This window comes from Bradyrhizobium vignae (assembly GCF_900324035.1).
Taxonomy (GTDB): Bacteria; Pseudomonadota; Alphaproteobacteria; order Rhizobiales; family Xanthobacteraceae; genus Bradyrhizobium; species Bradyrhizobium vignae.
This window is the reverse complement of the sequence record NZ_LS398110.1, coordinates 8,000,669-8,023,531: the sequence shown is the minus strand read 5'-3', so window position 1 is coordinate 8,023,531 and position 22,863 is coordinate 8,000,669. Positions and strand designations below refer to the sequence as shown.

Annotated in this window: 19 protein-coding genes; 13 read left to right on the top strand and 6 right to left on the bottom strand. The window is 63.4% G+C overall.

Annotated features, from left to right (window positions below; genetic code table 11):
• Positions 1-56 precede the first annotated feature (56 nt).
• The 8 genes from urtA to BRAD3257_RS38540 all read left to right on the top strand — a co-directional run bounded on the left by urtA (position 57) and on the right by BRAD3257_RS38540 (position 8,041).
• Positions 57-1,316, top strand: a complete 1,260-nt coding sequence (urtA, locus tag BRAD3257_RS38575; protein WP_122406191.1) for an urea ABC transporter substrate-binding protein — start codon at positions 57-59, stop codon at positions 1,314-1,316.
• 131 nt (positions 1,317-1,447) lie between these two features.
• Complete coding sequence (gene urtB / locus BRAD3257_RS38570) at positions 1,448-2,374, top strand: urea ABC transporter permease subunit UrtB (protein WP_122406190.1); 927 nt, start codon at positions 1,448-1,450, stop codon at positions 2,372-2,374.
• A 13-nt stretch (positions 2,375-2,387) separates the two neighbouring features.
• Positions 2,388-3,530, top strand: coding sequence for an urea ABC transporter permease subunit UrtC (gene urtC, locus BRAD3257_RS38565; protein ID WP_162500515.1), 1,143 nt, complete (start codon positions 2,388-2,390; stop codon positions 3,528-3,530).
• A gap of 11 nt (positions 3,531-3,541) precedes the next feature.
• Positions 3,542-4,297: an urea ABC transporter ATP-binding protein UrtD gene (gene urtD / locus BRAD3257_RS38560; protein WP_027575221.1), complete on the top strand. Its 756-nt coding sequence runs from the start codon at positions 3,542-3,544 to the stop codon at positions 4,295-4,297.
• Between the two features lie 233 nt (positions 4,298-4,530).
• Positions 4,531-5,220 (top strand): urea ABC transporter ATP-binding subunit UrtE, encoded by a 690-nt coding sequence (gene urtE, locus BRAD3257_RS38555; RefSeq protein ID WP_122406189.1) that lies wholly within the window; start codon positions 4,531-4,533, stop codon positions 5,218-5,220.
• Positions 5,221-5,249: 29 nt separating this feature from the next.
• On the top strand, positions 5,250-6,479 hold the full coding sequence (gene fmdA, locus BRAD3257_RS38550; RefSeq protein WP_024336981.1) for a formamidase: 1,230 nt from the start codon (positions 5,250-5,252) through the stop codon (positions 6,477-6,479).
• Between the two features lie 104 nt (positions 6,480-6,583).
• Positions 6,584-6,961, top strand: a complete 378-nt coding sequence (locus tag BRAD3257_RS38545; RefSeq protein WP_122406188.1) for an FmdB family zinc ribbon protein — start codon at positions 6,584-6,586, stop codon at positions 6,959-6,961.
• Positions 6,962-7,000: 39 nt separating this feature from the next.
• A complete protein-coding gene (locus BRAD3257_RS38540) occupies positions 7,001-8,041 on the top strand; it encodes an aliphatic amidase (RefSeq protein WP_122406187.1) in 1,041 nt (346 codons plus the stop codon).
• 66 nt (positions 8,042-8,107) lie between these two features.
• Here the strand turns inward: BRAD3257_RS38540 and BRAD3257_RS38535 are convergent, their stop codons facing one another.
• From BRAD3257_RS38535 to BRAD3257_RS38520, 4 genes are all read right to left on the bottom strand, one after another.
• On the bottom strand, positions 8,108-8,938 hold the full coding sequence (locus BRAD3257_RS38535; RefSeq protein WP_122406186.1) for an MlaD family protein: 831 nt from the start codon (positions 8,936-8,938) through the stop codon (positions 8,108-8,110).
• 181 nt (positions 8,939-9,119) lie between these two features.
• Positions 9,120-11,336: an acetate--CoA ligase family protein gene (locus BRAD3257_RS38530; RefSeq protein ID WP_122406185.1), complete on the bottom strand. Its 2,217-nt coding sequence runs from the start codon at positions 11,334-11,336 to the stop codon at positions 9,120-9,122.
• Between the two features lie 140 nt (positions 11,337-11,476).
• Complete coding sequence (locus tag BRAD3257_RS38525) at positions 11,477-12,046, bottom strand: class GN sortase (protein WP_122406184.1); 570 nt, start codon at positions 12,044-12,046, stop codon at positions 11,477-11,479.
• 129 nt (positions 12,047-12,175) lie between these two features.
• Entirely contained in the window at positions 12,176-14,440 is a 2,265-nt protein-coding gene (locus BRAD3257_RS38520) for a marine proteobacterial sortase target protein (RefSeq protein WP_122406183.1), read from the bottom strand.
• A gap of 187 nt (positions 14,441-14,627) precedes the next feature.
• Between BRAD3257_RS38520 and BRAD3257_RS38515 the strand changes: the two genes are divergently transcribed.
• The gene (locus BRAD3257_RS38515) at positions 14,628-15,389 is read left to right on the top strand and encodes a helix-turn-helix transcriptional regulator (RefSeq protein ID WP_162500514.1); all 762 of its coding nucleotides are present in this window, start codon (positions 14,628-14,630) and stop codon (positions 15,387-15,389) included.
• Positions 15,390-15,573: 184 nt separating this feature from the next.
• On the opposite strand, the gene BRAD3257_RS38510 is transcribed toward BRAD3257_RS38515, so the two are convergent.
• Positions 15,574-16,797 carry an ABC transporter substrate-binding protein gene (locus tag BRAD3257_RS38510; protein WP_122406181.1) on the bottom strand — a complete coding sequence of 408 codons (1,224 nt, stop codon included), beginning with the start codon at positions 16,795-16,797 and terminating at the stop codon, positions 15,574-15,576.
• 72 nt (positions 16,798-16,869) lie between these two features.
• Entirely contained in the window at positions 16,870-18,420 is a 1,551-nt protein-coding gene (locus BRAD3257_RS38505) for an acyl-CoA synthetase (protein ID WP_162500513.1), read from the bottom strand.
• 268 nt (positions 18,421-18,688) lie between these two features.
• On the opposite strand from BRAD3257_RS38505, the gene BRAD3257_RS38500 reads away from it, so the two are divergent.
• The 4 genes from BRAD3257_RS38500 (at position 18,689) to BRAD3257_RS38485 (ending at position 22,791) form a co-directional block, all read left to right on the top strand.
• A complete protein-coding gene (locus tag BRAD3257_RS38500) occupies positions 18,689-19,825 on the top strand; it encodes an acyl-CoA dehydrogenase family protein (RefSeq protein WP_122406179.1) in 1,137 nt (378 codons plus the stop codon).
• Positions 19,826-19,965: 140 nt separating this feature from the next.
• Positions 19,966-21,129, top strand: coding sequence for an acyl-CoA dehydrogenase family protein (locus BRAD3257_RS38495; RefSeq protein WP_122406178.1), 1,164 nt, complete (start codon positions 19,966-19,968; stop codon positions 21,127-21,129).
• Entirely contained in the window at positions 21,129-21,782 is a 654-nt protein-coding gene (locus BRAD3257_RS38490) for a glutathione S-transferase family protein (protein ID WP_122406177.1), read from the top strand. Before BRAD3257_RS38495 ends, BRAD3257_RS38490 begins: the two co-directional genes overlap by 1 nt.
• 208 nt (positions 21,783-21,990) lie before the next feature.
• Positions 21,991-22,791, top strand: coding sequence for an AraC family transcriptional regulator (locus BRAD3257_RS38485; RefSeq protein ID WP_122406176.1), 801 nt, complete (start codon positions 21,991-21,993; stop codon positions 22,789-22,791).
• Positions 22,792-22,863 lie beyond the last annotated feature (72 nt).

Here is a 22,863-nt window from a genome sequence, read left to right as displayed (position 1 = left end):
TTCGAGCCATCCTCACGGGCACCAATCGCGTGTTCTCGAACAAAAGTGGGGTGCTCATGTCAGACGAAGCAAACAAGGGCCTGTTGTCGCCGCTGCGGCGCAAATTGTTGATGGGAATGGCGGCCGTGCCGGCCATCACGATGCTGCCGCGGGCGTCCTTTGCGCAGGCGCCGGCGACCTCGGCGGTCAACACCACGGGTCTGGCAGTTACCGACACCGAAGTGACGGTTGGCATCCTGCATTCGGCGACCGGCACCATGGCGATCTCCGAGACCGGCTCGATCCAGGCCGAAAAGCTCGCGATCGAGCAGATCAACGCGGCGGGCGGCGTGCTCGGCCGCAAGATCAAGTTCATCCAGGAGGACGGCGCATCGGACTGGCCGACTTTCGCCGAGAAGGCGAAGAAGCTGCTTGTGAACGACAAGGTTGCGGCGATCATGGGCTGCTGGACCTCGGCCTCCCGCAAGGCGGTGCTGCCGGTGGTCGAGCAGTATAACGGCATGCTCTACTACCCGACCTTCTACGAAGGCCTCGAGCAATCTAAGAACGTGATCTACACCGGCCAGGAAGCGACCCAGCAGATTCTCGCCGGCCTGAACTGGATCGCCAAGGAGAAGGGTGCCAAGTCGTTCTTCTTCATCGGCTCGGACTACATCTGGCCGCGCACCTCCAACAAGATCGCCCGCAAGCACGTCGAGAATGTGCTCAAGGGCAAGGTCGTCGGCGAGGAATACTATGCGCTCGGCTCGACCCAGTTCAACTCGGTCATCAACAAGATCAAGCTGACCAAGCCCGACGTGATCTTCACCGACGTCGTCGGCGGCTCCAACGTCGCCTTCTACAAGCAGCTCAAGGCGGCCGGCGTCGATCTCGCCAAGCAGCCGCTGCTCACGATCTCGGTGACCGAGGATGAGATCGACGGCATCGGCGGTGAGAACATCGCGGGCGCCTATGCCTGCATGAAGTACTTCCAGTCCCTCGACAATCCCAACAACAAGGCTTTCGTGTCGGCGTTCAAGAAGATGTGGGGCGAGAAGACCGTGATCGGAGACGTCACCCAGGCTGCCTATCTCGGCCCATGGCTGTGGAAGCTGACGGTCGAGAAGGCCGGCTCCTTCGACGTCGACAAGATCGCCGCTGCCTCGCCGGGCGTCGAGTTCAAGGGAGCTCCGGAAGGCTACGTGCGCGTCCACGAGAATCATCACCTCTGGTCGAAGACCCGGGTGGGACGCGCCAAGCTCGATGGCCAGTTCGAGCTGATCTACGAGACCGCCGATCTCGTCGAGCCGGATCCGTTCCCCAAGGGCTATCAGTAAGAGCCGCGGCGTTCCCCGCACTTTCCCCCAAGGCAAAACCGCTCCCTGGCGTGGACCGCAAGTCCATGCCTAAAGCCCCCGCGTCGCGAATCTGCCCGCGACGCGGGACCCTTTCCCGACGGAGGACATAGATGTTCGGCGACTATTCGATTGGCGACCTCGGCTCGATCTTCGTCATGCAGGGGTTTGCCGGACTGATCCTGTTCTCCGTCTACGTTCTGATGGCGCTCGGGCTCGCGATCATCTTCGGCCAGATGGGCGTCATCAACATGGCCCACGGCGAGTTCATGATCCTCGGGGCCTACGTCACCTGGATGACGTCAAATCTCTTCCAGACCTATTTGCCGAGTCTGTTCAGTGGTTACTTCTTCCTCGCCATGATCCTCGCTTTTCTCGCCTCCGGTGCGTTGGGGATGGTGGTGGAATGGGTGCTGATACGGCACCTCTACAAGCGCCCGCTCGACACGCTGCTCGCGACCTGGGGCCTCAGCCTGATGCTGCAGCAGGCCTATCGCTCCGTTTTCGGCGCGCGCGAGGTGGGTGTCGAGCTGCCGCAATGGATGCTCGGCTCGCTGCACGTGACCGACAGCATCGAGGTGCCGATCAACGGCGTCTTCGTGATGGGGCTCACGGTGCTGATCACCATCTCCGTCGCCTACGTTCTCTACATGTCGCGCTGGGGCCGCCAGGTGCGCGCGGTCGTGCAGAACCGCGTCATGGCTGGCGCAGTCGGCATCAACACCGAGAAGGTCGATCGCTTCACGTTCGGCCTCGGCTGCGGCATCGCGGGCGTCGCCGGCAGCGCCTTCACCATGATCGGCTCGACCGGGCCGACGTCGGGGCAGCTCTACATCGTCGATACGTTCCTGGTCGTCGTGTTCGGCGGCGCGGCGAGCCTGCTCGGCACCATCGCTTCGGCCTTCTCGATCTCGCAGACGCAATCCACCCTCGAGTTCTTCATGTCGGGCTCGATGGCCAAGGTGCTGACGCTGCTCGCGGTCGTCGGCATCCTGATGCTGCGCCCGCAGGGTCTCTTCGCCCTCAAGGTCCGGAAATAACGAGAGGCAAGTCATGATCATCAACTCACGCTTCTTCAACCGATCCGAGCTCATGGGCTTCATTGCCTTGGCCGCCGTGTTGTTCGTGATCCTGCCGCTGACGCTGGACGTGTTCCGCCTCAACCTGGTCGCGAAATACCTGACCTACGCCTTTGTCGCGATCGGTCTCGTGCTGTGCTGGGGATATGGCGGCATCTTGAGCCTGGGGCAGGGCGTGTTCTTCGGCCTCGGCGGCTATTGCATGGCGATGTTCCTCAAGCTCGAGGCCTCGAGCGTCGAGAACACCAAGATCCAGTCGACGCCCGGCATTCCCGATTTCATGGACTGGAATCAGATCACGGCGCTGCCGTTCTTCTGGCAGCCGTTTCACAGCCTGACCTTCACCATCCTCGCCATCATCTTGGTGCCCGGCCTGTTCGCCCTGATCATCGGCACCGCGATGTTCAAGCGCCGCGTCGGCGGCACCTATTTCGCGATCATCACCCAGGCCGTCGCCGCCATCCTCACCATCCTGATCGTGGGTCAACAGGGCTATACCGGCGGCATCAACGGCATGACCGATCTGCGCACGCTCAAGGGCTGGGACATCCGGCCCGACCACGCCAAGATCATCCTGTACTTCGTCGAGGTGGTGCTGCTGTTCGCCTGCATCGGCATCGCGCAATTCATCCGCCTGACCAAGCTCGGCCGCATTCTGGTGGCGATGCGCGAACAGGAGGACCGCGTCCGCTTCTCCGGCTACAGCGTCGCCAATTTCAAGATCTTTGCCTTCTGCATGGCCGCGATCTTCGCCGCGATCGGCGGCGCCATGTTCGCGCTCAATGTCGGCTTCATGTCGCCGTCCTTCGTCGGCATCGTGCCATCGATCGAGATGGTGATCTACACCGCCGTCGGCGGGCGGATGTCGATCTTCGGCGCGATCTGGGGCGCCATCCTGGTGAATTTCGCCAAGACCAGCCTGTCGGAATCTTTTCCGCAACTCTGGCTGTTCGGCCTCGGCGCGCTGTTCATCGCCGTCGTTCTCGCCTTCCCGAACGGTCTGTCCGGGCTCTGGGCCGATTACGTGCAGCCGCGCATCGATCAGCTGTTCGCCTCGCGCAGGGCGAAGGCGGGCTGGAACGACAACTCCGTCGCCGACGGCGCGCCGGCAGAGTGAGGAGGTAGATCATGCTCATCGGTCATCAGCCCAAGGAATTCCTGCTCGCGGTTTCCGGACTGACCGTCTCGTTCGACGGCTTCAAGGCAGTCAACGATCTCTCCTTCTACGTCGAGGAGAACGAGATCCGCGTCATCATCGGTCCCAACGGCGCGGGCAAGACCACTGTGCTTGACCTGATCTGCGGCAAGACCAAGGCAACGTCGGGTTCAATTCAGTTTCGTGGCAAGGAGCTCACGAAAATGAGGGAAAACGAGATCGTGCAGACCGGTGTCGGGCGCAAGTTCCAGACGCCGTCGGTGTTCGAGGACCTCACCGTTTTCGAGAATCTCGAGATCTCGTTTCCGCGCGGCCGCACCGTGTTCGGCTCGCTGACCTTTCAGCGTGATCAGCTGGTGAAGGACCGGGTCGAAGAGGTCGCGGAGATGATCTTCCTGAAGGACAAGCTCAATACCTATGCCGACGAGCTCAGCCATGGCCAGAAGCAGTGGCTCGAGATCGGCATGCTGCTGATCCAGGATCCGGACCTGTTGATGCTCGACGAGCCCGTCGCCGGCATGAGCGTGTCCGAACGCGCCAAGACAGCCGAGCTGCTCAACCGCATCATCAAGAATCGCTCGGTGCTGGTGATCGAGCACGACATGAAATTCGTCGAAGACATCGCGCACAAGGTCACCGTGCTGCACCAGGGCCAGATCCTCTCGGAGGGGACGATGGAGAAGGTGAAGAACGATCCCAAGGTCGTTGAAGTCTATCTGGGACACTGACGATGGCGAGTAAGGGGCAAGCACGCGCGGTCCACCCCTCCCATAGGGAGAGGTCGAATGGCGCAGCCATTCGGGTGAGGGGCTTCGCTCCCTCGATGGACCTGCGCCCCCTCACCCGGCGCTGCGCCAAAGCCGAAGCTTCGCTTCGGCGTTTTGAAGCATGGCCGCGAAGAGCGGCCTATGCCTCTCCCCGCCGGGCAGAGGTGAAGAAGCACCGAGTCTAGGAGCCAACGATGCTGGCAATTTCAGATCTTCACGTCGCTTACGGCCAGAGCGAGGTGCTGCACGGGCTCAACGTCAAGGTCGCGCCGAACGAGATCGTCGCGATCATGGGCCGCAACGGCATGGGCAAGACCACGCTGATGAAATCGCTGATGGGCATCCTGCCGGCCAAAAGCGGTTCGGTGACCATGGACGGCGCCGAGCTCGGCGGTCTCAAGAGCTACGAGCGCGTCGCCAAGGGCCTCGCCTATGTGCCGCAGGGTCGCATGATCTTCTCCACCATGACGGTGAAGGAGAACATCGAGACCGGCCTCGTCGTCTGCGGCGGCTCCGAGGTGCCAAGCGACATCTACGAATTGTTTCCGGTGCTGCTGGAGATGAAGGGCCGCCGCGGCGGCAATCTCTCCGGCGGCCAGCAGCAGCAGCTCGCGATCGCGCGCGCGCTTGCGACCAAGCCGAAGGTGCTGCTGCTGGATGAACCGACAGAGGGCATCCAGCCGTCGATCATCAAGGAGATGGCGCGCACGCTCAAGCGCATCCGCGACGAGAAGGGGCTCTCGATCGTGGTGTCCGAGCAGGTCCTGAGCTTCGCGCTCGATATCGCCGACCGCGTGCTGGTGATCGAGAACGGCGAGATCGTGCGCGACGATCCGTGCGACGCCGTCGATGCCGCGCAGGTCTCGAAATATCTGTCCGTCTAACCAACCGCAAGTAGAAGGGGAGCATCTCGATGCCAGAGACACTGATCAAGGTCGATCTCACCAAATCGGCCTATGAAAACGACATGGTGCACAACCGCTGGCACCCCGACATTCCGATCGTGGCCTGGGTCAATCCCGGCGACGACTTCATCATCGAGACCTATGACTGGACCGGCGGCTTCATCAAGAACAACGATTCCGCCGACGACGTGCGCGACATCGACCTGTCGATCGTGCACTTCCTCTCCGGCCCGATCGGCGTCAAGGGCGCCGAGCCCGGCGATCTCCTCGTCGTCGACCTGCTCGACGTCGGCCCGCTCAAGGAGAGCCTTTGGGGCTTCAACGGCTTCTTCTCCAAGCAGAACGGCGGCGGATTCCTCACCGACCACTTCCCGCTGGCGCAGAAGTCGATCTGGGACATCAAGGGCCTCTACACCTCCTCGCGCCATGTGCCAGGCGTGAATTTTGCTGGCCTGATCCATCCCGGCCTGATCGGCTGTCTGCCCGATCCGAAGATGCTTGAGACCTGGAACAAGCGCGAGGCCGAGCTGATCTCGACCAATCCGACCCGCGTGCCCGGTTTGGCTAACCCGCCGTTCGCGGCGACCGCCCATGGCGGCCGTGCCAAGGGTGACGTCAAGGCCAAGATCGGAGCGGAAGGTGCGCGCACTGTGCCGCCGCGCGAGCATGGCGGCAATTGCGACATCAAGGATCTCTCCCGCGGTTCGAAGATCTATTTCCCGGTCTACGTGCCCGGCGCAGGTCTTTCGATGGGCGACCTGCACTTCAGCCAGGGCGACGGCGAGATCACCTTCTGCGGCGCCATCGAGATGGCCGGCTGGCTGCACCTGAAGGTCGAGGTGATCAAGGACGGCATGTCGAAATACGGCATCAAGAACCCGATCTTCAAGCCGTCGCCGATCACGCCCAACTACAAGGACTATCTGATCTTCGAAGGCATCTCGGTGGATGAAGCCGGCAAGCAGCATTATCTCGACGTCCACATCGCCTACCGCCAGGCCTGTCTCAACGCGATCGAATACCTGAAGAAGTTCGGCTACTCCGGCGCCCAGGCCTATTCGATCCTCGGCACCGCGCCGTGCCAGGGCCACATCTCCGGCGTGGTCGACGTGCCCAACGCCTGCGCCACGCTATGGCTGCCGACCGAGATCTTCGACTTCGACGTGATGCCGTCGGCGGCCGGACCCATCAAGCACATCACTGGCGACATCCAGATGCCGATCTCGCCGGACAAATGATGCCGCGCTCCCTCTCCCCGTTCTTGCGGGGAGAGGGTCGGGATGAGGGCTGCCTTCGCATGAGCGCAGCAGCGAGCTCCGTTGAACACGTTAGGGATGATGCGATGCCCGTCTATGAATATCTCTGCGACGACTGCGGACCTTTCAAGGACCTCCGCCCGATGGCGGAATGCGATGATCCGCAAAGTTGCCCGCATTGCGAGAGCATGGCCCCGCGGGTGATCCTGACGGCGCCGAACTTCTTCTGCATGCCCGCGGAGAAGCGCAAGGCGCATGCCGTCAACGAGCGCAGCACGCACGCACCGCAGACGCTGGCGCAATACAAGGCCTCGCACGGACCCGGCTGCGGCTGCTGCTCGTCGGGCAAGACGGTGAAGGACAAGAGCTCGACGGACAGGAAAAAGCCGGCGCGGCTGATGACCAAGACCAGGAGCGGCGCCAAGGGCTTTCCGACCGCGCGGCCCTGGATGATCAGCCACTAACCCCACGCCTCACGCCAATAAAAGACAGGAGCGCTGAACATGCTTCACGGCGACATTTCCAGCAGCAACGACACGGTCGGTGTCGCGGTGGTCAACTACAAGATGCCGCGCCTGCACACCAAGGCCGAGGTGCTCGATAACGCCCACAAGATCGCCGACATGATCGTCGGCATGAAGGCCGGCCTGCCCGGCATGGATCTCGTGATCTTTCCGGAATATTCCACGCAAGGGATCATGTACGACTCCAAGGAGATGTACGAGACCGCGTCCGTGGTGCCGGGCGAGGAAACCGCGATCTTCGCCGAGGCCTGCCGCAAGGCCAAGGTGTGGGGCGTATTCTCGCTCACCGGCGAGCGCCACGAGGAGCATCCGCACAAGGCGCCCTACAACACCCTGATCCTGATGAACGACAAGGGCGAGATCGTGCAGAAGTACCGCAAGATCATGCCCTGGGTGCCGATCGAAGGCTGGTATCCCGGCAATTGCACCTATGTCTCCGAGGGTCCGAAAGGCCTCAAGGTCAGCCTGATCATCTGCGACGATGGCAATTATCCGGAGATCTGGCGCGACTGCGCCATGAAGGGCGCCGAGCTGATCGTGCGCTGCCAGGGCTATATGTATCCGGCCAAGGAGCAGCAGGTCATGATCTCGAAGGCGATGGCGTGGGCCAACAACGTCTATGTCGCGGTCGCCAATGCTGCCGGCTTCGACGGCGTCTATTCCTATTTCGGCCACTCCGCGATCATCGGCTTCGACGGTCGTACGCTCGGCGAGTGCGGCGAGGAGGATTATGGCATCCAGTACGCCCAGCTGTCGAAACATCTGATCCGCGACGCGCGCCGCAACGGCCAGTCGCAAAACCATCTCTACAAGCTGGTCCACCGCGGCTACACCGGCATGATCAATTCCGGCGACAGCCCGCGCGGTGTCGCGGCGTGCCCGTATGACTTCTACAAGAATTGGATTAGGGATCCCGAAGGCACGCGGGACATGGTCGAGGCGATGACCCGCTCGACGCCGGGGACGGACGAGTGCCCGATCGAAGGCATCCCGAATGGAGCGTCCCCGAGCAATTACTGAGTCAGTGCTGGTGCACGTCACCCGCTCGTGACGCCGGCAAGGAACTCGTGCACCACGTGTCGGAGATTACCGCTTCTGCTCCGTGGGTCTGCGCGGTGGGCGCGGGGCCGTAGTAGCTGCCGGCACGCCGCTCATCTTGTTGGCAGCCTCGCTGACGTCGAGCAGCGAGCGGCGGATGTCTTCGAGGTAGGTCGCCGACTTCTTCTTCATGGTGCCGGCAAGCTCGTGCAGCTCCTTGATTCTCTCGAACAGCTCGTCGGCCTTGCCGTCGACGAAGCCCGGCACCACGCCCTCGATCCTTGCGACCGCCTTGTCGAATCCCGCAAAGGCGCTGTCGACCTTGGCCATGACCGAATCGATCTGAGCACCCTTGCTCCTGAGATCGGCGGTGGTGGTCTCGAACGTACGCAGGCCCTCCTTGATCGCGGGGGCGTTGTTCACGATGGCACGGTCGACGCTGTGCAGGGTTTCGACGATGGATTCGGCATCGCTGAGATCGGCGGTCAGCACGGGGATGCCGTCTGCGTCGAGCGGCACCGGCGGCGCAGAGGGGGCGCCGCCGATCAGTGAGATGGCAGCAATGCCGGTGAGGCCCTGGAACTCGATGCCTGCCACGGTGTCCTTGCGGATCGGCGCGGTGTTGTCGAGCGCGACGAGCGCCACGATCCTGCGGGGATTATCCAGCTTGATCGACAGGATCTGGCCGGCGGGCACGCCGTCGAAATTGACCGGCCCACCGCGGCGCAGTCCGCTGGCGGAGCCGCCTTCGAACACCACGCGCAACTGGCTGCGGCTCTGGATCGTGCGCCATTTCTGCACGCCGAGCAGGCCGCCGAACGCCACGGCGATCGCCGCCAGCGTCGCCGTTCCGATCACAAGATTGCTCGCGCGTGCCATGCGGGAGCGATTCTACGGCCAAACCGGGGAAGTTGGAAGGAGCCCGCAATGGTACATCGGGCGGGTTAACGACTTGTCCGCCGAAGCGCGAGGAGCGAAGCCGAAATCGTGATCCGCTAACGCCGCGTGTGTGGATGGACCTGATTGGCGGATCACGCTGCCGCTAACCCGACCGCCCCCTTCAATGCCCGGCCGCGCGTCTTGCCGCGGCGTTGTTGAGCACGATCAGCGCATCGACCGCGACGCCCGTCCTGGTGTTGATCAGGAACGGGTTGATGTCGACCGAGGCGATCCGGTCGCCGGCATCCGCGATCAAATTGGACAGCCCGACCAGCGCCTTCACCGCCGACGCCTCATGCAAAGCCGGCCTGCCGCGATAGCCGCGCATCTTGATCCCGGCCTTGGTGCGGCCGATCAGCAGCCGCGCCTCGGCCTCATCCAGCGGCGCGCCGGCGAGCGCGACGTCCTTCATCAGCTCGATGTCGATGCCACCGGTGCCGAACAGCACCACCGGCCCCATCTCGGCATCGAGCGAAGCGCCGACCACGAGCTCGAGCTCGGCCTTGACCTGCTGTGCGATCAGGATGCCATCGAGTTTCGGCTTGCCCTTCAGCTTCTTGACCCGTGCGGTGATGTCGGCGAACGCCTTCTTCACCTCGGCCGCGCTGTTGAGATCCAGCACCACACCGCCGATGTCGGACTTGTGCAGGATCTCTGCGCTGACGACCTTTGCCACGACCGGAAATCCGATCTGCGTGGCAATCGTCGCGGCTTCCGCCGCGGTTTGTGCGATCGCCTCCTTCGAGATCGGGATGCCATAGGCCTTCAGCAGCTTCTTCGAGGCGACCTCGTCGAGTGCGGCGCCAGTCGCCGATCTCAATGCCTTCTCCAGCACGGCACGCGCGGCGGGTTTAGAGCTGGAGACGATGTCGGGCACCTCCTTGCGCAGCTTCGCGTAATCGAGCAGCGACTTGATCGCGGTCACCGCGCGGTCCATGCCCTGCATGACCGCAAGATGGGGCAGGGATTTGCGCAGGCTCTTGGTGAATTCGGTGAAGCCGATCGACATCGCACTGACATAGATCACGGGCTTTGCGGCCCGGCTCGCCATCTCGTTGACGATGCGCAAATTCCGCTCGCGCAGCTCGTGCGGCACCTTCGGCAGCTCGGCATCGATGATGACGATGTCGATATCGGGATCGTCGATCATCAGCTTGATCGATTTCATGTAGACGGAGGGATCGACGACGGCGGCAAAGCCGGCGTCGAGCGGATTGCCGACGATCGAGCCCGGCCCGAGCATTTTTGCCAGCTCCGAGCTGACATGCGGGCTTAGCGGCGCGAAGTTCAGGCCTTCCTTGTAGAAGGCGTCGATCAGCATGCCGCGTTTGCCGCCGGACAGCGTCACGGCCGCGAGCCGGTCACCTTTCGGCACGGCAGAATGAACGAAACATTCGGTGGTCTCGATCAGCTCGTCGAGGCCCCTAACCCGGATCACGCCTTCGCGTGTGGCGATCGCGTCGAACGTCTCGATCGAGCCCGCCAGCGCGCCGGTATGGGCCATCGCCGCGGCGCGGCCACCCTCTGATGCCCCGAGCTTGAGCGCGATCACGGGCTTGCTGGCGGCGCGCGCCGCCTTGCAGGCATCGCGGAACGCCCTGGTGTTGCGCACGCCTTCGAGGTAGACCACGATCACCCTGATGCTCGGATCCTCGGCGAAATAGCGCATGAGGTCGGGCGTCTCGAGTCCGGCCTCGTTGCCTGTCGTCACCATGTAGCCGACCCCGACGCCGCGATCCTCCAGCGCCTGGCGGATCGCCATGACGATGGCGCCGGATTGGCCTGCGATCGCCACCGCGCCTTGCTCCATGGTGACGATGCGGTCGTCGATATTGGTGAAGAGCTTCTCGCCGGCGCTCAAGTTGCCGAGGCAGTTCGGGCCGGTGACGGCGAGGCCCGTCTCGCGGATCGCGGCCTGCAATTCGGCGGCGAGCCTCTGGCTTTCGTCATCCTGCAGCTCGCTGAAGCCTGAGGTGACGATGGTGGCCGAGCGCGCGCCCGCCGCGGCGGCATCGCGGACCACCTGCACCGCGAAGCGCGCCGGCACCAGCACCAGGACGTGGTCGGGCTTTTCCGGAAGGCTCGCGAAATCCTTGTAGCAGGTAACGCCCCAGATGATCTCGCGTTTGGCGTTGACCGGATAGAGCCCGCCCTCGAAGCCGTATTTGACCAGATTGTTCCAGATGCGCTCGGCATAATTGCCGGGCTTATCGGTCGCGCCCACCAACACGATGTTGTGCGGGTGCAGCATTGCGTGGATTCCCTTGACGATGTCGCTGGCATCTGGCGGCGGAGACCATACGCGCGACGCGGACGCAGCAGACACACGGGCTTCCATGGCGTGACCTCACCTGTTGTTGTTCTTTGGTGGCGCGTCACTCTGTTCTATGGCGAGTCCTTCGGAGTGGCAACCGTGTGGCTGGTATGCCGTGTGGTGGAATGAAGTGCGCATCGGTGTGTGTCAGTCCGATCGGCGATCTATCTGTCGGCTCCAATCAATGTCGCATGCAGGACGTAGCGTTCGGGACCAGAGGTCACGGCGTCGAACGGCCAGCAGGTCGCTAGGACAAGCCCGAAACCTTGTGCCGCGGCGTCGATACCCGATGCATCGAAGCGGACCACGGCCGACGAATCCGCGCGATAGCGAAAATGTCGACCGTCGCTGCGCGTGACATCGATGACGTCACCCATGGCAACATTCCGCAGGAAGCGGAAATGAGTGTCGCGATGCGCGGCATAGACAGCAGTTCCGCGTTCGCCAGCATCAGCCGTGTGCTGGACATGGCCGGGCCCGAAAGCAAGCGCCTGTCCGCTCGCGCCTTCCAGCACGATGGCGCTGGCGCCGATCCGCTTGACCTCGATCCGCGCCACCGGCCAGGTGTCGGCCCACGACCATGGCTTCACCGCCTGGCCCGTCGCAATGCTCCTGTCGAATGCCTGCTCCAGCAACACCTGCGCCAACCACGCCTTGGCATGGATATAGGCGCCGTCGCCGAACAGGATGAGGCCGATCAGCGCCAATAGCAGGGGAGAGATGAGGCGGGGCATTGTGTTTCGTCTCCCGTCATTGCTTCGTCGCTTCGCTCCTCGCAATGACGATCAAAAAAGGCGCGCGCGGCCGTTGTACGGGACGGGCAGCCGCGCGCGCTAACAGAGGAGTTCGGGGATGCTCCTCTCTCAAGCGGCGTCGGTGAGCAAGGACCGGCGCCGTTTGAACACGAACAGGGTCAGGGCGAGCACGATCAGGATCAGGCCTGCAATCATCTTCAGCTCGGCCGAGGTTGCAGTCTTGGGCAGGCGGATCGCATCGGGTGCGGCGGGTGTCGGCCGTCGTGCCGCCGGCTGATCGCGCGCATCGGCATGACGTTCGCGCAGCTGCGTCGGCGTCGGATGCGGCCGTTCGCCGAACACTTTCTCGAAGTCCCAGCCGGCCGGAAGATTGATCGGCAGGTCGCTGAGCTTGAGCGGTTCGCCCTCAGGACGGCTCGGTGTCTTGTCGACCGCGACGAGGCTGGTCAGTCGCGTGACGATCTGATGATCGAGCGCCAGCGCCAGGATCGCCTTGTCGGCTTCCTCTGGCGTCATCTCGCGCAAGGTGCGCGCCACTTCGGCATCGCTGATCTTGCGCTTGGCCCAGAGCTTTGACAGGCCCTTGCCCTCGGCGGCGTTTTGCAGCGGCAGCGTCACCGACCACGGAGGGTCGCCGACGCGGCCCTTGATCTCGAGCGAGCCCGCGAGCTTGTCGAGCCTGGCCGCCAGCACCAAGGGCTCGTCGCGATAGACGTCCGGAATGATCGCCGGGGTGACGTCGGCTTTGGTGTCGGAGAATTTTGCGCTGAGACCGGTCACCGCCGGATTTTCCAGCTTGGCGAAGAGGCCGCGCATGCGCTCCTCCACCTGCTCGACGGAGCCGATATGGGTGAAGGCACCGCGGCCGAGCTCGGCGGCACGGGTCATCAGATAGGTGTTGGGCGCCGACCCGATGCCGACCATGAACACGCGCGAGCGACCGCGCATCGTCGTGATCGCATCGAATAGTTGCTGTTCGTTGCCGATCGCGCCGTCGGTCAGGAACACGACCTGGCGAACCATATTGGTATCGCCGAGCTCGTCGGTCAGCGCCGCGCGCATCGCCGGCACCATCTCGGTGCCGCCGCGCGCCTGCAACGCGCCGACGAACGAGGTCGCCTCGCCGACATGGCTGGCATCCGCCGGCACGGAGGCCGGAAACAGCACGTCCATGGTGTCGTCGAAGCGGATCACGTTGAACCGATCATTCGGCTGCAGGCGGCCGAGCGCATAGAGCAGGCTCGCCTTCGCCTCGACGATGGAGGTGCCACCCATCGAACCGGAATTGTCGATCACGAACACGACCTCGCGCGGCAGCGGCTTCTGCGTCGCCTGCTCGGCGCTCGGCGGGGTGACGAAGGCGAGCACGTAGTCGGCATCGCCGACATGCTCGCGGAACAGGCCGACCGACGGTGCCTTGTTCGCGGCCGGCTTCCAGGTCAGCTCGAAATCGCGGTCGGCGGGGACAGCGCCATCAGCAAGCGTGACGATGCGCGTCGTGTTGTCCGGGCTCTCGATCTTAACGTTATGATAGTGGCTCTTGACCTCGCCGACCGCAAAGCCGGCGTTCAGGCGCACCGTGATGCTGGTCGGGTTGACCGGCGCGTTCCTGGCAGGATCCAGCACCGGCGGCGAGATGCGGTCGCGATCCGGCACGGGATCCGATGTCGTCGCGCCCCAGCCCGAGCCGTCCTTGCGGAAGTCGACGCTCTGCACGATCGGCGCCGGATTGTAGCGCGGAGCGACCAACAGCGGCAGGCGCAGCGAATACTCATTGCCGGATTGATGCACCGGCTCCTGATATTCGATCTGCACCAGCACGGTCTCGCCGGGGCCGATATTGGCGACCGAGTTGGTGAAGATGTTGGGCCGCTCCTGCTCGGTCAGCGCGGCCTTCCGGCCGGCGCGGCGCGCCTCCTCGTAGATCACGCGCGCCTGCTGCCGCTCCTTGATGTCGCCGACGATGACGCGGTCGCCGACCACCATCTTCAGCGTGTCGACGGCGCCATCGGTCGCGAGCGGATAGACGTAGGTGGCTTCGACCCAATCCTTGGTCGGGTTGCGAAACACCTGGGTGACGCGCGCGCGCAGCGTCGGGCCCGATACCGTGATATCGATGTCCGTGCCAAGGCGGATCGCCTCGGCATAGGCGCCGTCTTCCTTCAGCAGCAGGCTGCCGGATCTGGCGTCGCCGGGCTGGAGCAGGCCGGCCTGTTCGGTCGTTGCCGACCAGCTCGTCCCGAAGCTCACCAGCAGCGCCAGGACGGCGACCAGCATCACTGCGATGCTCTGTGCGAGAAGGAACAGTCCGACCTTGATGAGCCGGCTCAACAGGGGGTGTTCGTCGCTCTCCGCCGTGTCGTAGGTGTCCATTTGGCTTGCTCCCGAAGCGTGTTTGCTGGTTCTCAACATCCGCCGGCAGGGCACCTTTTCGCGAGCAGAATGATCGGCAATGTTCCGCCGCGGCCGGCCCGGACTTGCTTCCGCCGGGGCGGCCATGTGCGGTTTTGTGCTGGTTTGTCCGCCCTGCTAGGATGGGACTCTCAGGGCAGGGTTGACGATGCAGACGCAGGCCGACAAGCAGCTTTCAGACGAGCAGAGCCGCGAGATCGCGGAAACCATTCGCGAGGAGCTGGCCAGACGCCGGATCTCCCGGCAGGCGCTGGCGGAGCAGGCCAAGCTTAGTCTGTCGACGCTGGAGAAAGTTTTAGGCGGCCGCCGGCCGTTCACGCTGGCAACGACGGTCCGTCTGGAGCAAGCGCTGGGCGTGTCCTTGCGCAAGAACGCCGTCGTCGTGACGCCTCCCGCCGAAAACGATGTCGCGCCCGACAGCCTCGGCTCCTATGCGCATCGCGCCGTCACCTGGCTCGAGGACGTCTACGTCACCCTGCGGCCCTCCTTCGGCGACAAGGATGCGATCTTCGCCTATCGCACCGAGATCGTCTGGGAGCCGAAGGTCTCGTCGCTGGTCTTCCGCGAGGGCGATCGGACCGATGCCGCCTATGAGCACACCGGCGAGGTCGCCGTGCCCCATCAGTCCGGCTTCATCTACCTCGTCATCATCAAGCACGGCCAGCATCGCGTGATCACGGTGTCGCGCCCGACGGTTTCCGGCGAGATGTACGGCATCATCTCGACGCTCCGCGCCGGCCCCGGCTCGCAGCTGACGCCGATCGCTGCACCCATCGCCTATGTACCGATCAGGAACGTTGCGAAGCCGTCCCTCGGGCGGGTCGCGTCCGGCGATGCCAACTATGAGCTGTACCGAAAGCACCTGCGCCGCACGGTGGATGAGCCGTTCGCGCTGTTCCTGCCGGCATAACCTCGCCTCGACCTCGTTCCCTTGAAAAGATAGCGGCCTTTTCGGCCGCTATCTGGCAGGGGGCGTATTCAACCGGTCCGGACTAAAGCGCGATGAGATTTGGATGAATCGTCATCGCGCTTTAGCTTGTTGTTTACGCATGATCTTTTCCGGAAAACCGCTTCGCACTTTTCCGGATCATGCTTTAGCCTCCGATTTCGGCGCTGATGATGTCGCCGAATAGCTCCCATTGACCAGCCTTGAACCGGATCATCTTGAGCTGCTCGATCGGTGCGAAGTCGTTGGCGCTGGTATTGATCTTGATGCCCGGGATGAGCGTATCGGGCGCAAAGTCCTTCAGGCTCGCGGCCTGCTTCATCACGTTCTCCCGCGTCAGATTGTCCCCGCACTGCTTCAAGGTCTGCACCAGGGTCTGAGCAGCGGCATAGCCGTAGACGAGATTGGTGTCGGAGACGTTGGCGCCCGGCATGTACTTGTCGATGAAGGCGAGGAATTTCTTCATGCCTTCATCATCCTTCCATTGCGGGTCTGATGCTTCCTTCAGATAGGTCGCCGACAGCACGCCTTCCGACGCGTCGAGCCCCGCGGGTTTCATCACCGCGCCGATCGAGATCGACACGTCGGTCATCACGTGCATCGGCTTCCATTCGAGCTCGGCGATCTTCTTGATCGCCTGTGCCGCGAATTTCGGCGTCGAGATGTTGACGAACACGTTGGCGCCGGTGCCCTTCAGCTTGACGATGTGGGAATCGATCGAGGGCTCGGTGGTCTCATAGCTCTCCTCCGCCACGATCAGCGAAGATGCCTTCTCGCCAAAGATCTCCTTGATGCCGGCGACGTAGTCCTTGCCGAAATCGTCGTTGGCATAAAAGATGGCGACCTTGGCATCCGGCTTCGCCTGCAGGATATATTTCGCGAAGATCCGCGCCTCGACCCGATAGCTCGGCTGGAAGCCCATGGTCCAGGGAAAGTTCTTCGGGTCGTTCCATTTGCTGGCGCCGGTGGCGAGGAAGAGCTGCGGCACCTTCTTGGCATTCTGATATTTCTGCACGGCGGTCTGGGTCGGCGTGCCCAGCGCGTTGAACACCAGGAACACCTCGTCACTCTCGATCAGCTTGCGGACCTGCTCCACGGTCTTGGGCGGCGAATAGCCGTCATCGTAGGAGACCCAGTTGATCTTGCGGCCGTTGATGCCGCCCTGGTCGTTGATCATCTTGAAATAAGCTTCCTCGGTCTTGCCGATGACGCCGTAGGCGGAAGCAGGGCCCGAATAGGCCTCGACATTGCCGATCTTGATCTCGGTGTCGCTGGCACCGGTGTCGTACTTCTTCTGCGCAGAGGCGCTCTGAACCGAGAGCAAGGTCAGAGCCGTCGCCGCGGCGAGTAAGGCGATTTTCTTGTTCTTCATGGAAATACCTTCGCTTTTGTGGGGTGGGGCAGGCACTTCAAAAAAGAAAAGCGCTCGTGAGGGGCGCTTCTTTCAGGCGTTGGCGACTTTCTTGTCGACTTCGGAAGTCACCGAGAACTGCTTGCGCAAGGTCGGCTTGTGGATCTTGCCGGTGGCGTTGCGCGGCAGCGCATCGACGAAGCGGATCTGGCGCGGGCATTTGAAGCGCGCCAGATTGGCCGCACAATGCGCAAAGACGTCGGCCTCGGTCAGCTTCTGGCCGGGCTTGAGCGCGACGATCGCAAGGCCCACCTCGCCCCATTGCACGTCGGGAATGCCGATCACGGCGGCTTCCGCGATCGCGGTGAGCTGGTGCAGGACGTTCTCGACCTCAGCCGGATAGACGTTCTCGCCGCCCGAGATGTACATGTCCTTCCAGCGGTCGACGATGTAGTAAAAACCCTCATCGTCGACGCGCGTGGCATCGCCCGTATGCAGCCAGCCATCGGTGAAGGATGTCTTGTTCGCCTCCGGCCTGTTCCAGTAGCCCGGCGTGATGTTCGGCCCCCGAACCCAGAGCTCGCCAAGCTCGCCGACATCGGCGTCGCTGCCATCGGGGCGGACGACGCGCACCTCGGTGTGCAGTACCGGCTTGCCGGCGGACCCGGCCTTGCGCGCCGCATCCTCTCGGTCGAGCACCAGCACGGCCGGCGAGGTCTCGGTCATGCCATAGCCCTGCTGCAGCGCGACGCCGCGTGCCTCCCAGACTTTCAACAACGGCACCGGCATCGGTGCGCCGCCGACACCGCCGACGATAAGCCGGCTGAGATCGGTGGTCGCGAAGGCCGGATGCTGCGCCATGAACTGATAGATCGCGGGCACGCCGAAGAACACGTTGATGCCCTGCGCGGGATCGTTGATCAGGCCGAGCGCCGTGCCGGGATCGAATGCGCGCATGATCATCACGGTCCCGCCTGCGTGCAGCACCGGATTGGTGTAGCAATTCAGGCCGCCGGTGTGGAACAACGGCAGCACGGTGAGCAGCACCGAGGACGGACCGATGCAGGCGGGGCCGCCGAGATTGACGCAATTCCAGAAGGTCATGCCATGGGTGATGGTCGCGCCCTTCGGATGTCCGGTCGTGCCCGAGGTGTACATGATGGTCGAGATATCATCGAGCGTGACCTCCTCGGCGCGGCCCAGCGGCTTTGCGGCGGCGATACCGGCCTCATAGGTGCCGCCCGGACCAAGCAGCAGGTTCGTCGTAACCCCGCAAAGCTTCGCCACGCTCTGCGCGGTCTCGGCCAGATCAATATCGTGGATCATCACCTTCGGCGCGCAATCGCCGGTGATGAACTGAAGCTCGGGAACGGTGAGGCGGGTGTTCAGCGGCACGAAGATGGCACCCAACCGGCCACAGGCGAACTGCACCTCCAGCGTATCGGTCGTGTTTAACGCCAGCACTGCGACGCGATCGCCGCGCGAGACGTTGAGCGTGTGGCGCAGGAACGAGGCGAGGCGCGAGACACGGGCATCCAGCTGCGAATAGGTGAAGCGTCGCTCGCTCGCGAGATCGATGAGCGCGACCTTGTTCGGCGCGCGGCGTCCATGATGGGCGATCCAGTCGTAGTAACGAATGGCCAAGAATTCCTCCCTCGGGCGGTCTTGTGCGCCCTCTTTTCTTTGTTGCCCATGCACCATGCCCGGCGTGGCCCTGGGGGCCAGCCGGAGTCTGTGCAGCAACTTTTTTGCGCCAGAGTTGGCCTGCGAGCGGCGAAAATCGTCTTGCGTTGAGTGGCTAGGTTGCTGCCTTGCCCGGAGCGCCGGCTCCAGTCAGCCACTCCGCGCAAGTGAGCTGCCAAGGTTCCGGCCATGGTTGTCGGGACGATTCCCTCCACTAGGCACCTGTGCGATGAAGAGTCCGTTCTATACCGCCGAGCATGACGCCTTCCGCGGCGTCATGCGCCGCTTCGTCGAGAAGGAGATCACGCCCTTCGCCCACGAGTGGGACGAGGCCGGCGAATTCCCGCGCGCGCTCTACCACAAAGCGGCCGAGATCGGTCTGTTGGGGCTCGGATTTCCCGAGGAATACGGCGGGATCGCCGCCGACCAGTTCATGAAGATCGTGGCCAGCCAAGAGCTGGCGCAAGCCGGCGCCGGCGGTATCAGCGCCAGCTTGATGAGTCATACGATTGGATCGCCGCCGATCGCGCGTGCGGCGCGGCCCGAGGTGAAGGCACGTGTGCTGCCGCAGGTGCTGTCAGGCGAGAAGATCTCCGCGCTTGCGATCACCGAGCCGGGCGGCGGCTCGGACGTTGCAAACCTCCGGACGCGGGCGCGCCGCGACGGCGATCACTACGTCGTGAGCGGCGAGAAGACGTTCATCACCTCCGGGATGCGCGCCGATTACCTGACTGTTGCCGTGCGCACCGGCGGCGAGGGCGCCGGCGGCGTCAGCCTGCTCCTGATCGAGGGCGACACGCCCGGCCTGTCGCGGACGAAGCTGAAGAAGATGGGCTGGTGGGCCTCCGACACCGCGACCTTGCATTTCGACGAATGCCGCGTACCGGCCGAGAACCTGATCGGCGAGGAGGGGCACGGCTTCAAGATCATCATGCAGAATTTCAACAGCGAGCGCATGGGCATGGCGGCGAGCTGCACCGCCTTCGCACGTGTCTGCCTCGACGAGGCGATCGCCTATGCCAAGGAGCGCAACACCTTCGGCAAGCCGCTCGCGCAGCACCAGGTCATCAGGCACAAGATCGTCGACATGGCGCAGAAGGTCGCGGCTTCCCAAGCGATGCTGGAAATGCTGGCCTGGCGGCTCGAGCAGGGCGAAAGCCCGGTCGCCGAAATCTGCATGATGAAGAACCAGGCGACGCAGACCATGGCGTTCTGCGCCTCCGAGGCCGTGCAGATCTTCGGCGGCGCCGGCTTCATGCGCGGCATCAAGGCCGAGCGCATCTACCGCGAGGTCAAGGTCAACGCCATCGGCGGCGGCACCGAGGAGATCATGAAGGATCTGGCGTCAAGGCAGATGGGGTTATGACGCTCACCGTCATTCCGGGGCGACGCGAAGCGTCGAACTATGGTGCGCTCTTGCGCACCTGCGAATCTCGATCTTGTAGGACCTAATCTCTGGATTCCGGGTTCGCGCTTCGCGCGCCCCGGAATGACAAAGGGAAAAGAATGCTATTCGGCGCCGACCACGACGACATCCGCCGTTCCCTGCAAAAATTCATCGCGAACGAGATCAATCCTCATGTCGACGAATGGGAGAAGGCCGACATCTTCCCGGCGCACGAGCTGTTCAAGAAGATGGGTAGCCTCGGCTTCCTCGGCCTGAACAAGCCGGTCGAGTTCGGCGGTTCCGGCCTCGACTACTCCTACGCGCTGATGATGGCCGAGGAGCTCGGCGCCATCACCTGCGGCGGTGTGCCGATGGCGATCGGGGTGCAGACCGATATGGCGACGCCCGCGCTGGCGCGGTTCGGCTCGGACGAGGTGCGGCGCGAGTTTCTGGCGCCGTCGATCTCGGGCGATTTCGTCGCCTGCATCGGCGTTTCCGAGCCGGGCGCCGGCTCCGATGTCGCCTCGATCAAGACTCAGGCGCGTTCCGACGGCGACGATTACGTCATCAATGGCGGCAAGATGTGGATCACCAACGGCACGCAGGCCGACTGGATCTGCCTGCTCGCCAACACCGGCGACGGGCCGGTTCACCGCAACAAGTCTCTGATCTGCGTCCCCATGAAGAGCAAGGGCGTCACTGTCGCGCGAAAGCTCGACAAGATGGGCATGCGCTCGTCCGACACCGCGCAGATCTTCTTCGATAATGTCCGCGTGCCCAAGCGCAACCGGATCGGTGAGGAGGGCAAAGGCTTCACCTACCAGATGATCCAGTTCCAGGAGGAGCGGCTCTGGGGTGCCGCGGCCTGCCTGAAGGCGCACGAATACATCATCGATCAGACCATAGAGTACACCCGCAATCGCCAGGCTTTCGGCAAGTCGATCCTCGACAACCAGGTCGTCCATTTCAAGCTTGCGGAGATGCAGACCGAGGTCGAGCTGCTGCGCGCGCTGATCTATCGCGCGGGCGAGCAGCTGGTCGCGGGCGAGGACGTGACGCGGCTCGCGACCATGGCCAAGCTGAAGGCTGGCCGGCTCGGCCGCGAGCTCACCGACGCCTGCTTGCAATATTGGGGCGGAATGGGCTTTACCAACGAGACGCCGGTCAGCCGCGCCTATCGCGACAGCCGCCTGACCTCGATCGGCGGTGGTGCCGACGAGGTCATGCTGATGGTCCTGTGCAAGATGATGGGCACGCTGCCCGGCAGCAAAGGAAGTGCTTGATGATCACACTCTACCACTGCGACGCCGCGCGCTCGTTCCGCCCGCTCTGGATGCTGGAGGAGATGGGGCTGCCCTATGAATTGAAGATGCTGCCGTTCCCGCCGCGGGTGTTCGCCAAGGATTATCTTGCGCTCAATCCGCTCGGGACCATCCCCTTCCTGATCGACGGCGAGACGCGGATGACCGAATCCTCCGGCATCTGCCATTATCTCGGCATCACATACGGCCCGACGCCGCTGATGGTGGGACCGGAAGATCCCGCCTATGGCACGTTCCTGAACTGGATGTATTTCAGCGACGCCACGTTAACCTTCCCGCAAACGCTGGTGCTCAGATACACCCAACTCGAACCGGAGGAGCGCCGCAACCCGCAGGTCGCCACCGATTACGCAAAATGGTTCCTGGGCAGACTGCGCGCGGTCGAGGCCGCCACGGCCAATGCCGAAAACTTGTGCGCGGGCCGCTTCACTGCCGCTGACATTGTCATCGGTTATGCGCTGCGCCTCGCCGACAGCATCGGTCTCGCCAAGGATTTTGGGCCAAATGTCGCGGCCTATTGGGCGCGCCTGCAGCAGCGCGACGGCTTCAGGCGCGCGGTTGCTGCTGAGCAAAAGGCCGGAAACGAGCAGAATGTTGCACCACGCGTGCGTTGAGATTGTCGTTCCGGGGCGATGCGAAGCATCGAACTCCGGTGCGCCGTTGCGCCTGAGAATCCTCGAGGTTCCGGGTTCGGTCCAATGGACCGCCCCGGAACGACGGCGCTGTTTCCATGACAGCGCTATCCTATCGTGACAGCGCCCAAATTTCCGCTAAGGTGACCTCCGTCCGCAGCGGCCAGAGAGCCGCGCGAGGAGGACCCCAATGGAAGATAAAGGTCGCGAATCCGACCATCTGATGCTGATCACGCCGGAGCGGGTATTCTATGCCGGCCTACTGGGCCGCCCCCGCAAGAGGACGCCTGGCTGCTGCCACGTCTATGTGGCGGTGAAGGGCAATCTGCACCTGACGATCGACGACGTCCTCTCCACCGGCGAACTGCTCGTCACCCTGCCGAACCAGCGGCATTCCATTGCCAGCGACTACCGCACCGTGATCAGCGTGACCCTCGAGCCGGAAAGCATGCCGGATGGCGTGATCGAGGCTTTGGCCGCACGGCTGACCGGACCCGATCGGGCCGGCTATGCCCGCAAGATCCTTGCCGCCTACGCGTTGCTGCGCCGGCGCCGCTATGGCGACATCACCACCGCCGAATTCGACGAGATGTGCTTTGGCGAAGCGTTGCCGCGCCGCGTGCTCGATCCGCGTGTGATGCGCGCCGTCGCCCGCATCGAGCGCTTCTCCGGCGAGCCGGTGACGGCGGATACCTGCGCAGCCGAAGCAGGCCTCTCCGCCTCGCGCTTCCTGCATCTGTTCAAGGAGGAGACCGGCATCTCGTTCCGCTCGTTCCGTGCCTGGAAGCGTGCGCGGCATCTGCTGCACTTCGCCAACCAGGACCTCAACCTCGCCCATCTCGCGCAGGACATCGGCTATCCCGACAGCACCCATTTCAGCCATTCGATCCGCCGCTTCTACGGCCTGAAGCCGCGCGCGATCTTCGTCGGCTCGCGCGACCTCGCGATCTACCGCAGCACCGAGACGGTGCGGATGGCGGAGGCAAGCTAGCGCTGCTCTCGTAGGATGGGCAAAGCGGAAGCATGCCCATCATCTTTTCCAAACACCGAAATGTGGTGGGCA